Origin of the sequence: Pseudovibrio sp. POLY-S9, assembly GCF_001431305.1 — a bacterium.
In the GTDB taxonomy this organism is placed as follows: domain Bacteria; phylum Pseudomonadota; class Alphaproteobacteria; order Rhizobiales; family Stappiaceae; genus Pseudovibrio.
Map to the genome: position 1 here is coordinate 1 of NZ_LCWX01000180.1, position 332 is coordinate 332.

Below are 332 nucleotides of genomic sequence, written 5' to 3' on the forward strand. Positions count from 1 at the left end.
GCAGTTCAGATCGTGGACATGGCAATTTCGATCAGACCTGGCTGACAACAAGCACCAATCACTGGGCTGGACAAAGTGCTGGTGACTGGACGCTGATCGTCAAGGATACTCAGAGCGGAAAGACTGGAACTCTGCAGAACTGGGAACTTCGTCTTTACGGTGATCAAGCTGCTGATAACAGCACTTATGTCTATACCAATGAGTTCGCAGAAATTGGCACAAGCGATCGCACCATCATTACAGACACTGAAGGTCTTGATATCATCAACACAAGTGCAGTCTCAGGTGATGTGGTGATTGACTTAAGTGGCACTCATCAGTCTTCCATTGCA

At 47.6% G+C, this 332-nt stretch carries 1 protein-coding gene; it reads left to right on the forward strand.

The features are described 5' to 3' along the window. A partial coding sequence (locus PPL9_RS18170; protein WP_200962335.1) for a proprotein convertase P-domain-containing protein occupies nt 1–332 on the forward strand: 332 nt, incomplete at both ends.